Source organism: Streptomyces sp. (assembly GCF_019510245.1).
Classification (GTDB): domain Bacteria; phylum Actinomycetota; class Actinomycetes; order Streptomycetales; family Streptomycetaceae; genus Streptomyces.
Genome location: NZ_JAEKKT010000095.1, coordinates 1 through 13,076 on the forward strand (window position 1 = coordinate 1; position 13,076 = coordinate 13,076).

Consider the following 13,076-nt stretch of genomic DNA (forward strand, 5'->3'; position numbering starts at 1 on the left):
CGTGCAATCAACCGCTTGAAACAGTCCCGGGCCGTCGCCACCCGCTACGACAAGCGCGGCTACGTCTACCTCGGCACTACGACAGCGGCAGCCCTCACCATCTGGCTACGAACTTGATCGGCCGGACAAGTCCTAGGCGGTGATCCCGCCACCGACCGGCCCCGCCCTACATTCTTCGGAAGGTGCGGCTCCAGCCGAGCCCACTCCGCGTCCGTAAGATCACCCCGCCCCACACGGGAGCGAACGATCCACCGCCACGCCAGTCACCGACCCGTCGGACAGCACACCTAGTGCGACGCGCGGCCCGTGGTCCGGATGAGCCCGGCGCTTGATCCGGCCGAGTCGGTGCACCGTACGGCGACTATCACACTCAGATCTCTGGCAAGCGGCAGGTCCACGGTCCGCAGAGCGGGATGGTTCAGCCAGTGCAGCCTGGCGCCGTCGGGATGACCTGCGTGGGCAGGAGGCCAGGCGCGGGAAGGCGTGAAATCGTCCACGACCAGCACCCCGCCCGGGACGAGCAGCCGCTCGGGATCGGCCGCGCTGCCGCCCTTGGCCTGGCCTCCGCCGTCGAGCACGAGGAGGTCGTACGGTCCGTGCGCATAGATCTGGGTCCAGTCCGCGCACGCCACCCGTACCTGAGGCACATCGGAAAAGACGTCGGCAGCGGCCTTCGCCCACGCCGGGTCTCGTTCCACACTGAACAGCTCCACCTCCGGCGCCGCCCCACTGGCCAGCCAGGCAAGGCCGACGCCGCATCCGGTGCCGGTCTCGGCGATCCGTTGTCGGGCGCCACCGGCAAGTACCTGGAGCAGCCTGCCCTGCTCAGGGCGGCAGGAATAGTCGAATCCGTAGCGTTGGGCGGAGACGAGGGCACGCTCGACGAGCTGGGGCAGCGGCCCGGCGTGCAGGCGGTAGGCGGCAGTGCCGTTCATCGACATGACCGCAAGTATGGAATAGCGCCGGTCTCCGCTTCGCACCGCCATCGTGCGCTTCCGGTATGGACTCGAAGCGCCGGGCGTCCTCGCGTCGATGTCCGGGGCGAACCAAGCGTGCGCCACCGAGCGGCAGTTGGAGCATGACCATGCTGTGTCAGAGCCACTGAGTCCGGCACCGCCTGTGGTCAAACGGGAGTGAACCGGCTTGCACGTCGAGACAATCCGGCTTTCGCTCGTACTGTTCGGCGCTGCGTCCGCCCATCCGGGCGGACGCACGCAGCACGTACTACCGGTGGTTCACCGATGCCGCGGCCCGTCAGGTGTTCGCAGAGGACATCCGCGAGCGGGAGAGCCGCTCCAGGGGCGCCGAGTTGCGTGCGACACTCGCGCGCCGGCCGGATGAGCCGGTCCGCGATCTTGTCGAGAAACTGCGCTCCGAGAGTGCGGAATTCGCGACGCAGTGGGACGCGCACGAGGTGGAGAAGCGGACCAGCGACCGCAAACGGATCCTCGGCCCGACGGGCATGCTCAAGCTGTACGCCCGGTTCCTCAGCGCCGGAGCCCCGGAGCAGGTGCTCGTGGTGTTCACCCCGGTAGCCGGCACGGACGCCGCCGAGCGGCTTGCGCACATCGGCTAGTGCCGGCTTCCTTTCTGGTTGGTATACGTCCTGATCGCTCTCAGTATTGTGGCCGGAGGGGTGTTCGGCGGCCTCCTGCTCGGAGGGCTCGGTGTCCTCTCAATGCCGTGGGTCGGTCTCGGGCTCATGACCGACGGGATCTCGACTGTCGCGGGCAGACAGCACGCCTTCCCACACTGGCCACAGCGCGCCTGAATCTGTCGAGGGGCCCCGCTCGCTAAAGCGGGGCCCCTCGGTTCGTCGCGTGCAAAAGCGCGTTCCTGGCCGAGAGCGTTGATACCGAAGCCGGCCTGCGCGAGCCGAGGTGCGTGCCGGACAGGGGTCCGTCGCCGAGGGCGATCAGTACGTGCCGTTGATGATCCGGTCGGCCGCCCTCGCGAACCCTCCGGGGCAGTGCGTCCGCCCGGACGAACGCGCTGGGGTCTTGGCACAAGGGCCGGTCGCGGAACACGGCGACCGGTTCGTCCGGGTGTCGGGCCATCGCGGAGAGCTGGGGCTTCGGCAGCTGGGTGACGTCCGGGGACTCAGTAGGTGAGGTTGTCGGGGATCTTGGACGAGTCTGGGCACGACAGGTGTCGTACAAGGGCTCCTGTGCTGCTGAGTCGAGACTTCGCACACCTCCCCCAACAGCACAGCAGTCGCTGTCCGTTGCGCCCCGGGCTCACGCCAGTTCGGTCCGCCGATCGGTGGCCGCTCCGAAAAGGCGCCATCAACCGTTTGATCAGACAGGAAGTTCGGCGACGCTGAGGGCGAAGTCCAAGTTCCCCACCCCGTGGTTGGCGAGGCCCACCGTGACCACGCCCGCTCCTTCCAGCCAGTGCGCCATTTTCAGGCCGCCGACGTCCAGCGGGCGCATCCCGAGGCTCTCGATGAACGCCTCCACGCTTGCCTTGGCCTGCGCATTGTCGCCGGCGATGAAGACGTCGGGCCGACCCTTCTCCAGGACCTGGCGGAAGACGGTGTTGAACGCCTTCACCACACTGGCGCCGGCCGGGGCCGCCTTGGCGACTTCCTGCGCGATCGAGGTCTCCTCGCGGTGGGCCAGCCCGTCGAACGTGGAGTTGAAGGGGTTGCTGATGTCGACGACGACCTTGCCAGCGAGTGCGTCTCCGTACTGGGCGACTGCCGGGACGACACCGTCGTAGAGCAGGGCCACGATGACGATGTCCCCGGCCGGGGCGGTGCCCCATTCTCCCGTCGTGGCGCCGTCGCCGAGAGCCTTGGCCAGGTCGGCGGCCTTGGACTGATCGCGGCCCATGACCTCGACGGTGTTGCCACCCGCTATTGCCCGCGCGCCGATGGTGCGGGCCATGTTCCCGGTGCCGATGATGCTGATGTTGCCCATGAGATGTCCTGCCCTTGTCGTGTGTTGTCCGGTTCAGAGGGCGGTGGTGCCGCCGTCGGCGACGAGTTCCATGCCGTTGACGTAGCTGGAGTCGTCGGAGGCGAGGAAGAGGGCGGCGGTGGCGATTTCGTCGGGGCGGCCCATCTGGCCGCGGGGGATGAGGGACTCGAACTGGCGCTTGGTGGCCTCGTCGAAGAGTTCTTCCTGCTTGGCGGTGGCGACCTGGCCGGGGGTCAGGACGTTGACGCGGATGCGGCGGTCCTTGAGCTCGTTGAGCCAGATGCGGGCCCAGGCCTGCTGGACGGCCTTGCTGCCGGCGTAGACGCTCCAGCCGGGGAAGGCGCCGAGGGAGGCGTTGGAGCCGGTCATGAGGATGGAGCCGCCGTCGTTGAAGAGCGGAAGTGCCTTCTGGACGGTGAACAGGGTGCCGCGGGCGTTGAGACCGAACCAGGTGTCGAACTGGGCCTCGGTGATCTCGCCGAGCAACGCGGGCTCGCCGCCGCCGGCGCTGGCCCACAGCACGTCGATGCTGCCCTTCTCCCGCTTGACGGTGTCGTAGAGGCGGTCCAGGTCGTCCAGGTCGGCGGCGTCGCCCTGCACGCCGGTGACGTTGCCGCCGATCTGCTTCACGGCCTCGTCCAGGGCGTCCTGGCGGCGGCCGGTGATGAAGACGTGCGCTCCCTCGTCGACGAACAGCTTCGCGCCGGCCAGCGCCATGCCGCTGGTGCCGCCGGTGATGACTGCAACCTTGCCGTCGAGCTTTCCCACAGTTACTCCCTGGGGTCGGTGGTGCCATGCGTACCTTGGGAGACGGCTTTATGTACACCGCCCTGTGTGCTTACGCTACGGGGCGGAAGGCCGGAGCGCAAACTAAGTACACCGGTCGTTACCCAGCCGGGGTAGCATGGACCCATGACGGAGTTGGAGAAGGGCCCCACGGGCCGCCGCCGCGGCCGGGGCGCCCGCGAGCGCATCCTCAGCGCGGCCCAGCGGCTGTTCCGCGAGCAGGGCATCAACCGCACCGGCATGGATCAGCTCTGTGCGGCGGCCGAGGTGTCCAAGCGCACGGCCTACCAGCACTTCACGGGCAAGGACGAACTCGTCGCCGAGTACCTGCGCCGGTTCGACCCCACCGTTCTGTCCGGCGTGCTCGACCGCACCGACCTCACGCCCCGCGAACGGCTTCTCGCCGCCTTCGACATCCCCCCCGCCACTCCTCTGTGCCCCTACATCGGCGCCGCCGTCGAACTCCACGACCCCCAGCACCCCGCATCCCAGTACGCACGCGACTACAAGAAAGCCGTCGCCGCGCGGCTCGCCGACACCGCCCGGGAAGCCGGCGCCGCCGACCCCGAACAACTCGGCGAACAGCTCGCGCTCCTCCTCGACGGCGCCGCGGCCCGCACCCGGGTCGTCAACGCCGACGCCTTCCCCACCGCCGCCGCCATCGCCGCCGTCCTCATCGACAGCGCCATCCCCGCCACGGCCGGCGACGACCGGCGGCGGTAGGAAGCGTCAAACTGACTCGGCACTCCGCGGCCGGGCCGGATGCGCTGCCGGTCGCGCGACTGCACCCGCTGGTACGCGGCATCAGCCGCCGGGCACCTGGCCCGGACCTGCTGGCTTTGCGGCACTGGCCGCTCGCCCGCTGAAGGCGGCAGCGGAAGCCGCCGGGGAGACCGGCGCCCCCGAGAACGCGCCGCGGTGGTCGGCCTGGTCCATGAGGTCGGGATCGACCTGCACACCGTTCGGGGCAACGATCCATTGCCACGCGCCTGGGTGGTGTCGGCACAACTGCCCGGCCAAACCGGACTGCAGAACAGCACGCGCCTCTCGGGATCGGTGAGGACCATGAACTGCACGGCGTTCTGCTTGGTCTTTCCGGAGACGAACTTGTCCCTGAGCGTCGCCCCTACCGCCCACACCTACGGCGCACTGGAGAACACCGCCTCGGGCGCCTGCCTGGACGTCCCCGGGGCCACGCACATCGCGGGAACCCAGCTCGACATCTGGACCTGCGGGTGGGGCACCAACCAGGAGTGGACCAAGGGCGCGGCGGCTCGCTGCAGGTCTACGCCCCTACCGCCCTGTGCCTGGACGTCAGAACGGCGCCACCACCTCCGGCTCGGCCGTGATCATCAACACCTGCTCCGGCAGCGCCGGCCAGCAGTGGGCTTTCCACTCCGACGGCACCCCCTCGCGATCTGCGGGCTTCGGACTGAACAGCACCGCCTGGGCCTCTGGGCCGGGCCGGCCGTATTCACTCTCGCCGGTCGAGGACATCATCGACGTCAAGGTCAGCACCCGCTCCGTGGAGGAGAGGGCCATGGTCTGAGCGATCATTCCGCCCATCGAGGCACCGACCACGTGGGCGCGTGAAACGCCCAGTGCGGTGAGCAGGCCAAGGCCGTCGTCGGCCATGTCCAGAAGCCGGTAAGGAACCATCCCGCGGGCGGCAGGAATGTCACCCGAGCTCACGGTGGCGATGAGCTTCCCCATGTCTACGGGGTGACTGTCGAACTTGGTGGACAGACCGCAGTCACGGTGTCATACCGGATCACGTAACGGCCGCGATCTGCCAGCGCCCGACAGAAGTCCTCGTGCCAGGCGAGCATCTGCGCCCCGAAACCCATCACGAGCAGGGACAGGAGGGTCCCCGGGGTCGCCGAAGCTCTCGTACGCGATGGAGACCCCGGGAGACACATCAACGATCGGCATGCGTGGGAGCCTGCCACGGCCAACTCCGAAGCGCACCCAGAATACGGGCGGTGAGCTGCGCATCCGCCTCCAGGGCCGCCCGCGATCCGCCGGACAGGTCGGCAGGTTCAGGGGTAGAGGCCGGCCCGGAAGGTGAAGGAGACCAGTTGGGCGCGGTCGCGGGCGCCGACCTTTGTCATGGCTCGGACCGCGTGTGTCTTCACGGTGTACGGGGACACGGACATCCGGGCCGCGATCTCGTCGTTGCCGAGACCGCTCGCGACCAGAACGACCACGTCCCGCTCCCTGGGGGTCAGAGCGCTGAAGCGCCGCAGCAGTTCCTTGTCGATCAGCGGGGGCGGACTGTCGGCCATGTGACCGATGAGCGCGGCCGTCGCGGCGGCCGACAGCGCACCGCCACCGCGCACGACCTCGGTGATTCCGGCGACGAGTTCAGCAGGGCTCACGGTCTTGCTCAGGAAGCCGTTGGCGCCCGCGCGCAGGGCGGCGAGGACGATGTCGTCCTGGTCGAAAGTGGTCAGCACGATCACCCGTGTCTTCTCGGGTGGATGTTCTGCGCGGATCCGGCGGGTGGCTTCGACGCCGTCGATGCCGGGCATCCGGATGTCCATCAGCACCAGGTCGACGGGGTGGTCCCGGAGGAAGGGGACGACCTGCAGTCCGTCGGAGAGATCCCCCGCGACGACGAGGCTCGGGTCGAGCCGGAGCATCACCCGGATCCCGGCCCTGATCTCCTCCTGGTCGTCGACGATCAGAATCCGTGTCATCGGACGACCTCTCCCAGTCGGCCGAACTCCGCCTGGACCCGGAATCGCCCGTCGTGACGGTCGATCGTCAGCCGCCCGCTGGAGGATTCGACGCGTTCGCGCATCCCCACGAGTCCGAGTCCGCTGCCCGGGTCGGAGTCGTGGGGCGAGTGACCGACGCTGTTCTCCACGGTGACGCGGATCCTGCCGTCGCGCTCGCGCACGTCTACCGTTGCCGTCCCTTCTCCGTGCCGGTAGGCATTCGTGAGCGCTTCCTGAACGACCCGGTAGACCGTCACGCCGACGCTCGGCTCCACGAAGCCGGCCGGGATGTCGATGGAGGGCCGGACGTCGAGGCCGATGCTTTCGAAAGACGCGATGAGCCCTTCCAGGCCGTTCAGCGCCGGGGTCGGTCGGAGCGCCTCGTCGCCGAAGACGTCGTCTCCGATGCGGAGGAGCGCGAGGATGCGTTGCGTCTCGACGACGACGGTACGGGCGCTGGACCTGGCCGAGTGGAGGGCCTGCCGGGAGGACTCGGCGTCCTCGGGCAGCCCGATCTCCGCGGCACCGAGGTGCATGCTCAGCATCGCGACCTGGTGGCCGATGACGTCGTGGAGGTCCCGGGCGATACGGAGACGTTCCTCGGTCACTCGCCGGGTGGCTTCGATCTCGCGGGTGGCGATGGCGAGCTCGGCCCGTTCCTCCAGTATCCACCAGTGCTCCCGATGGATACGGAGCGCGGCCCCCGTCGCGCCTCCCGCCACGGCCGAGAAGAGGGCGGCGGCTCCCACGACCGCACCCCCACGGAATCCTCCGACCGTCATGAACGCCCCCAGGAAGGACACCGCCACGATGCCGGTCCCGACCAGTGGCTGCTTTCCCCGGAGGGTGACCGAGAACAGCACGAGCACCGCCATCATCCACACCGACAGGGGATCGTCACCCACCGCTGTGACGGCGAAGGACGCCGCACTCGTCACGACCAGTCCTGCCCACGGCTTCCACCACGAGAGGGCGACGCCGCCGCCGGCGAGGAGCACGGACAGGGCCGTCGGCCACTCCGCCCCCCGCACTGCCGCCGCCACGATCTGCCCGGTGAACACCAGCCCTGCTACCGCATAGGCGACCCGGTGCAGCACCTCGGGGTGGCGGACCCACAGCGGTGCGGCCGGCCCGTCCTGACTGTTCTGCGCCTTGGCCATGAGCCGATTCTCGTTCACGTGTGCGGCGGTCGTGTACTTCGAACGATGTAGACGACGAACGATGGGGGCGAGGCGACGAACGATGTGGACGACGAATGATGTGGGCGGCCGGGACGCTTCGGTCGGCGGAGGCCGCAGAACCCATTCCGTCGAAGGTGGACGGCGAAAGTACTTCGTTCGAAGTACTCGGCCCCTCCCGAGGCCGCGGAGACTCCTCATCGAGGCGACCGTCTCACATCGTCACGATCACAACGGGACACCCGATGACTCAGACCACCGTAACTTCGACCACTTCGGCCACGGCCGCGGCCACGTCCTCCGGGCTCCGATCGCTCCACCTGATCCGAGTCGCCTTCTCCCTGATCTGGGTGGCGCTCGTCTTCACGACGTCCGCCTCGCTCGTGTCGACGGACGAGCCCACGGTGATCGCGGCCGTGCTGCTCGTCGTCTACCCCCTGTGGGACGCCATCGCCACGCTCATCGAGCGCCGCCTGACCGGCACCGGCTCCACGAACACCGTCAGCACCGTCAACATGGGGCTCGGCCTCGCCGCCACCGCCGGGATGATCGTCGCCGCCTTCTCCACCATCGGCCGGGCCCTGCTCTTGTTCGGCGTCTGGGCCCTTCTCTCCGGAGCCATCCAGCTCGTCGTGGCGCTCCGGCGCCGACGCACCGTCGGCGCCCAGTGGCCCATGGCCGTCAGCGGCGGACAGTCCGTCCTCGCCGGTGCCACCATCGCGGCCACGTCCGCCTCGGCGACGAGCAACCTGTCCACCGTGGCCGGATACTCGGCGTTCGGCGCCTTCTGGTTCCTCGTCTCCGTCATCGCCCTGAGCATCCGCGGCCGACACGAGAAGGTTCTGCCTGCCGCGCCGGCAGGCCGGAGGCGGTGACTGGCGTCGTGCGGCGGACCAGGTCGGTGGAGTCCAGGCGCATGGCCGCCAGCGCGGGGTCGGACGCGTAGGCAGCCAGCATCGCTTCCGAGGGGCGACTGCACTGCCAGGCCGTCATGGCCATCAGCAGCGTCGACTCCACCAGAGCGGCAGCGCCCTCGGTGCCCAGCTCAGGCAGATGGCGCAGCGTGAACTCGACGAGAGTCTGCAGGGACTGGCGGGGTGCGTACTTGTGCCGAATGCCGACGCCGGCGGAGATGTTGTTCCAGGACCGAGCCCTGACCGCTGAGCAGGTCGCACAGCACCGGTCTTTGGGCCAGCGAGATGGCCACGATGTCGGCCAGGCGGTCTCCGCGCTCTCGCACGGTGGCTTCACCGGACGGGTGCGCGCGCTCGAGTTCGGCGATCCAGTCCTGGATCTCGGTGTCGAGCAGATCCAGGACTGGATCGCCTCGCGCGACTCGAAGTGGCGCAGCGCGTTGGCCTTGGCCAGGCCGACGCGCCGACTCCGTTCATTCGGGCTGAGCCTGCCCACCGGCATCTCGGTCAGCATCGCGGCCGCAGTGTCCAGGGTCTGCAGGGCCTGCGCGGGGCCCGTGGCCACGAGGGAGGTGGCGGACAGGGCGCTGCGGAGCTTGCCCATGATGGCTGCTGTCTGGAGCCCGTGGCCGACGACGTCTCCGACCGTGACGGCGATCTTGCCGATGTCGGGGAGTTGGACGAGGTCGTACCAGTCGTCGCAGACGTTGAGGGACCGACGGCGGGGCGGTAGCGGACGGCGACGCGGTGGTGGTCGACCGGGGCCGGGACCGGAAGCATGGCGCGCTGGAGGGCGAGGGAGACCTCGCGTTCGCGGGCGTGGGCACGGCGTAGGCGTTCGTTGACCTCGTGCAGTGCTGCACGCGGCTGAAGAGCTCGGCTTCGAGCTGGCGCGCGCCGCCCGCCCGGCTGGTGAGGCGGAGCAGCTCGGTGACCTCCTCGAGCCGGTGGCTCAGCAGGACGACGTGGCCAGTCGGGCGCGAGGACGGGCGCGTTGACAGGATTCCAGTAGCGTTCCACCCATTGGCCCGGCGCTCGACGGACCCTACGTCACTTCGTCCGGCCTGGTGCAGGAACGCACGGTTGGCATCGACGAAGATCAGATCCGGGGTCAGGAGTGCGACCGCTCCCGGCAGCGCCTGGAAGACCGCCGCGTAGCCGATGCCCATAGGGGAGGAATAGGGACGGATGGATCGCGATCGTTCCCTGAGACATGCCCGGCGCTTTCGAGGGAAGTTGTCACATGACAACGTAGTACCGCGTTGCGGCTCTCTCCCATGGGCGGACAATGACCTTCTTTGCGATCTCCCGTTCGCAGCCCCTGATACTCCGGTCCGTCACCGCGCTGGTACTGGAGAACGAACGCCTGGAAGCGGAGTGCGCGCAGCTCCAGCAGGCCGTCTCCTCCCATGCCGTCGTCGACCAGGCCATCGGTGCCATCTGCGCCATGGGCCGGCTGCCGGTCGAGGAGGCGTGGCGGGCCCTGCGGGACGTGTCGCAGCGCACCAACACCAAGCTGCGCACCGTGGCCGAGCACGTCCTCACCTTCGCCCAGGGCGGCGACCTGCCGCAGGACGAACTCGGCGAGCTCCATCAGGCGATGCGCCGGTACACCGCACGCACCGACGACACGCCTCCCGGCGCACCAACATCACACACCGCAGCATGGCCAGACTGATCCTCACCCGGGGACGTACCGGCGATCTCCCGGCAGACCGCCGCGAAGAACTGGACGACGCCTTCGACCGGCACAGCCGCAGCCAGATCCCCGAGCCCCCAGTGATCACCGCCGTGGAGCACTGTCTCGGCCGGCGCGAACTCAAGGCACGACCCTCGCCGACGTGAGGGTGGGGTGGCGGCGCGGCTGAGTGAGGAGATTGCCCAGGTGGCGGCAGGTGGCCTGTTGGCATGCTGTGGTCGATCGGGCGAACGGAGCGCTGATGGCGGCGTGGCAGGTGCCGGCGGCCGGCGGATGGGATGTGCTGCGGGAGGTGTCCCTGCACTGCACCCTCAGGCTTCATGCCGTGGCGGTGCAGTGGTCGGCAGTCGACGGAAGCGCGATGTCGCGCCGTGGTTGCCTCGAGTGGGAGGCAACCACGGCGTGGCGCGTGGCGCCCGGGGATTGTGCCGGTGGTGACTTCATGTCGAGCACGTACTCGCAGCGCATCTTCTGGGTGCACTTGTCGCTGCCTTGTGTGCAGTTCCCGCGGCAGCCGCTGAGGTACTTCTTGATGCGCCCGACAATCTTGACCTTGACCATGAAATAGGAGTCACCGCTGCCATGACGACTCCCTATTACAGGCGTACGGAGGTGATCCGGACCGTCGTCTTCGAATTGTTGGCGAACAGGGGGAAGGTGAATCTCCACGTGGTGCCGATTTTGGCGTTTCTCGCCGAACTCGCGCAGGAGCCAGGCAGATGCGGGCTCCGTATCGCACCCCACTCGGCGAGTTCGTCGGTGCCCCCTGCGCCGGAAACGACCGCGCAGACACACGCCGGCAGGATCGCCGTCATCGAGTACCACCGGCCCCTCCGCGAGTCGCATCAGGCACGGGACACTCTCGTGCCCATCAGGCGTGGGACACCCGCAACGATCACCGAGCCCGTCCCCGCACTGCTACCTGTCCCTGACGTCGAGTACCCGCACAACCATGGAACTTGAGGCCGCCCGGTTTCGGTCTGCGAATGTTTTCGACCCGCGAATCGTGCGCGAGGTATTGACGCCGGTCAGGGGTTCCCTATGATCCGGTTGCTCGACACTTCGATCCTTGTTCGGTATAGCGAACACGCAAGTCTGCACCGCATCGACAGTCCGTACACCCCCGTCGGGGCCAACCGGAACCGCTTGCTCGAAGATGACGAGGTCTCCATGCGCAGAAGACGTTTCAGCCGCGGACATCTGTCTGTGGTACTCGCCGCCGCGGTTGCGGCCCTGGTCTCGTTGGCGGCGTTGCTCGTCGCCGGTCCGGCTCAGGCGGCCACCAGCGGCGCCTTACGCGGAACCGGTTCCGGCCGGTGTCTCGACGTGCCGGGCGCCAGCCAGACCGACGGCACGTTCCTGCAGATCTGGGACTGCACGGGCGGGACCAACCAGCAGTGGACGTTGACGGACGGCAATCAGCTGACCGTGTTCGGCAACAAGTGCCTGGATGTCCCGGGCCACGCCACCACGGCTGGTACCAAGGTGCAGATCTGGGCCTGCAACGGCGGTACGAACCAGCAGTGGCGGGTGAACGCCGACGGCACGGTCGTCGCCGTGGAGGCCGGGCTGTGCCTGGACGTCTCGGGCGGCGCCACGGCCAACGGCACGGCGGTACAGCTCTGGAACTGCAACGGCGGCAGCAACCAGAAGTGGACCGGCCTTTCCGGGACGTCCGCCTCATGTTCTCTTCCGTCGACGTACCGGTGGAGCTCGACGGGTCCGTTGGCGCAACCGGCGAACGGCTGGGTCTCGCTGAAGGACTTCACCACCGTGACGTACAACGGCAAGCACCTGGTCTACGGTTCGACCGTCAACCAGTCCGGGGCGTACGGCTCGATGGCCTTCGCTCCCTTCACGAACTGGTCGGACATGGCGACAGCCACCCAGACAGGGATGAACCAGGGCACGGTGGCGCCCCAGGTGTTCTACTTCGCGCCCAAGAACATCTGGGTGCTGGTGTCCCAGTGGGGTCAGTGGCCCCTGTTCTACCGCACCTCCAGCGACCCCACCAACCCCAACGGCTGGTCCGCCCCGCAGCCGCTGTTCACCGGCAGCATCCCAAGCGCCGCCCCGATCGATCCGACCATGATCGGTGACGGCCAGAACATGTACCTGTTCTTCGCCGGTGACAACGGCAGCATCTACAAGGCGACCATGCCGATCGGGAATTTCCCGGCCAGCTTCGGCTCGTCGTACACCACGGTCATGAGCGATACGACGAAGAACCTGTTCGAGGCGCCGCAGGTCTACAAGGTGCAGGGGCAGAACCAGTACCTCATGATCGTCGAGGCTCGGGGTGCGACCGAGCAGCGCTTCTTCCGCTCGTTCACCGCCTCCAGCCTGAACGACCCGTGGACCCCGCAGGCCGCCACCGAGTCCAACCCCTTCGCGGGCAAGGCCAACACCAACCAAACTTGGACCAACGACATCAGCCACGGTGACCTGGTCCGCAACAACCCCGACCAGACCATGACCGTCGACCCCTGCAACCTGCAGTTCCTTTACCAGGGCAGGTCCCCCAGCTCGGACGGCACCCCCTACAACCTGCTGCCGTGGCGGCCGGGACTGCTCACCCTGCAGCACTGACCCGCCTGACCCACGGTGACTCCGATGTGGTGCGGTCCGCAGACGCGCAGACGAGCGGTTCATGACGTGGGCGACTCCACCTGCTGACCGATACTCACCGCACACCCCAGCCGCGCGTCGGCTGGGGTGTGCGGTGAATTGCGCAAGCATCACCCGCGTCACCGGTCCGTGCCGCCCTCGTCGTCGTCCTCCTCGACCCGCGTCTTCCTGCTGCGACCACGCGCGCACATCCTGACCATGAGCGAACGACCTGGACACCTCGAGGTCTG

14 protein-coding genes and 5 pseudogenes are annotated in these 13,076 nt (G+C 68.3%); 9 read left to right on the plus strand and 10 right to left on the minus strand.

Annotated elements, in window-relative coordinates; genetic code table 11:
- A pseudogene (locus JF597_RS05560) lies at window positions 1-117 on the plus strand (IS5/IS1182 family transposase); the annotation flags it as partial.
- Window positions 118-136: 19 nt separating this feature from the next.
- Here the strand turns inward: JF597_RS05560 and JF597_RS05565 are convergent.
- Window positions 137-233, minus strand: a pseudogene (locus JF597_RS05565) (IS5/IS1182 family transposase); the annotation flags it as partial.
- Between the two features lie 54 nt (window positions 234-287).
- Window positions 288-986, minus strand: coding sequence for a class I SAM-dependent methyltransferase (locus JF597_RS05570; RefSeq protein ID WP_366916380.1), 699 nt, complete (start codon window positions 984-986; stop codon window positions 288-290).
- Window positions 987-1,198: 212 nt separating this feature from the next.
- Between JF597_RS05570 and JF597_RS05575 the strand changes: the two genes are divergently transcribed.
- The gene (locus JF597_RS05575) at window positions 1,199-1,576 is read left to right on the plus strand and encodes a hypothetical protein (RefSeq protein ID WP_293989971.1); all 378 of its coding nucleotides are present in this window, start codon (window positions 1,199-1,201) and stop codon (window positions 1,574-1,576) included.
- Window positions 1,577-2,297: 721 nt separating this feature from the next.
- Here the strand turns inward: JF597_RS05575 and JF597_RS05580 are convergent.
- The gene (locus JF597_RS05580; RefSeq protein WP_293989949.1) at window positions 2,298-2,921 is read right to left on the minus strand and encodes an NAD(P)-binding domain-containing protein; all 624 of its coding nucleotides are present in this window, start codon (window positions 2,919-2,921) and stop codon (window positions 2,298-2,300) included.
- Window positions 2,922-2,954: 33 nt separating this feature from the next.
- Window positions 2,955-3,689 carry an SDR family oxidoreductase gene (locus tag JF597_RS05585; protein WP_293989951.1) on the minus strand — a complete coding sequence of 245 codons (735 nt, stop codon included), beginning with the start codon at window positions 3,687-3,689 and terminating at the stop codon, window positions 2,955-2,957.
- A gap of 144 nt (window positions 3,690-3,833) precedes the next feature.
- On the opposite strand from JF597_RS05585, the gene JF597_RS05590 reads away from it, so the two are divergent.
- Together JF597_RS05590 and JF597_RS05595 are read left to right on the plus strand one after the other, a co-directional pair.
- Window positions 3,834-4,430, plus strand: a complete 597-nt coding sequence (locus JF597_RS05590; protein WP_293989953.1) for a TetR/AcrR family transcriptional regulator — start codon at window positions 3,834-3,836, stop codon at window positions 4,428-4,430.
- A 342-nt stretch (window positions 4,431-4,772) separates the two neighbouring features.
- Window positions 4,773-4,955 (plus strand): annotated as a pseudogene (locus tag JF597_RS05595) (alpha-L-arabinofuranosidase); the annotation flags it as partial.
- A 159-nt stretch (window positions 4,956-5,114) separates the two neighbouring features.
- On the opposite strand, the pseudogene JF597_RS05600 reads toward JF597_RS05595, so the two are convergent.
- The 3 genes and pseudogenes from JF597_RS05600 to JF597_RS05610 form a co-directional block, all read right to left on the minus strand.
- Window positions 5,115-5,639: pseudogene (locus JF597_RS05600) on the minus strand (alpha/beta hydrolase); the annotation flags it as partial.
- Window positions 5,640-5,746: 107 nt separating this feature from the next.
- Window positions 5,747-6,406 (minus strand): response regulator transcription factor, encoded by a 660-nt coding sequence (locus JF597_RS05605; protein WP_293989955.1) that lies wholly within the window; start codon window positions 6,404-6,406, stop codon window positions 5,747-5,749.
- The gene (locus JF597_RS05610) at window positions 6,403-7,587 is read right to left on the minus strand and encodes a histidine kinase (protein ID WP_293989957.1); all 1,185 of its coding nucleotides are present in this window, start codon (window positions 7,585-7,587) and stop codon (window positions 6,403-6,405) included. The genes JF597_RS05605 and JF597_RS05610 overlap by 4 nt, the downstream gene beginning before the upstream one ends.
- A 263-nt stretch (window positions 7,588-7,850) precedes the next feature.
- Between JF597_RS05610 and JF597_RS05615 the strand changes: the two genes are divergently transcribed.
- Window positions 7,851-8,480 (plus strand): hypothetical protein, encoded by a 630-nt coding sequence (locus tag JF597_RS05615; RefSeq protein WP_293989959.1) that lies wholly within the window; start codon window positions 7,851-7,853, stop codon window positions 8,478-8,480.
- Here the strand turns inward: JF597_RS05615 and JF597_RS05620 are convergent.
- Entirely contained in the window at window positions 8,410-9,033 is a 624-nt protein-coding gene (locus tag JF597_RS05620) for a hypothetical protein (protein WP_366916381.1), read from the minus strand. The two genes, JF597_RS05615 and JF597_RS05620, sit on opposite strands and share 71 nt — an antisense overlap.
- Window positions 9,034-9,048: 15 nt before the next feature.
- Window positions 9,049-9,688 (minus strand): annotated as a pseudogene (locus tag JF597_RS05625) (SpoIIE family protein phosphatase); the annotation flags it as partial.
- Between the two features lie 119 nt (window positions 9,689-9,807).
- Between JF597_RS05625 and JF597_RS05630 the strand changes: the two are divergent.
- A complete protein-coding gene (locus tag JF597_RS05630; protein ID WP_293989961.1) occupies window positions 9,808-10,197 on the plus strand; it encodes an ANTAR domain-containing protein in 390 nt (129 codons plus the stop codon).
- A complete protein-coding gene (locus JF597_RS05635) occupies window positions 10,185-10,364 on the plus strand; it encodes a hypothetical protein (RefSeq protein WP_293989963.1) in 180 nt (59 codons plus the stop codon). The genes JF597_RS05630 and JF597_RS05635 overlap by 13 nt, the downstream gene beginning before the upstream one ends.
- Before the next feature lie 172 nt (window positions 10,365-10,536).
- Here JF597_RS05635 and JF597_RS05640 read toward each other — a convergent pair whose 3' ends face one another.
- Window positions 10,537-10,779, minus strand: coding sequence for a hypothetical protein (locus tag JF597_RS05640; RefSeq protein ID WP_293989965.1), 243 nt, complete (start codon window positions 10,777-10,779; stop codon window positions 10,537-10,539).
- A gap of 21 nt (window positions 10,780-10,800) precedes the next feature.
- Here JF597_RS05640 and JF597_RS05645 point away from each other — a divergent pair, with 21 nt between their 5' ends.
- Both JF597_RS05645 and JF597_RS05650 read left to right on the plus strand, forming a co-directional pair.
- The gene (locus JF597_RS05645) at window positions 10,801-11,181 is read left to right on the plus strand and encodes a hypothetical protein (protein ID WP_293989966.1); all 381 of its coding nucleotides are present in this window, start codon (window positions 10,801-10,803) and stop codon (window positions 11,179-11,181) included.
- 207 nt (window positions 11,182-11,388) lie between these two features.
- Window positions 11,389-12,807, plus strand: a complete 1,419-nt coding sequence (locus JF597_RS05650; RefSeq protein WP_293989968.1) for a non-reducing end alpha-L-arabinofuranosidase family hydrolase — start codon at window positions 11,389-11,391, stop codon at window positions 12,805-12,807.
- Window positions 12,808-13,076 lie beyond the last annotated feature (269 nt).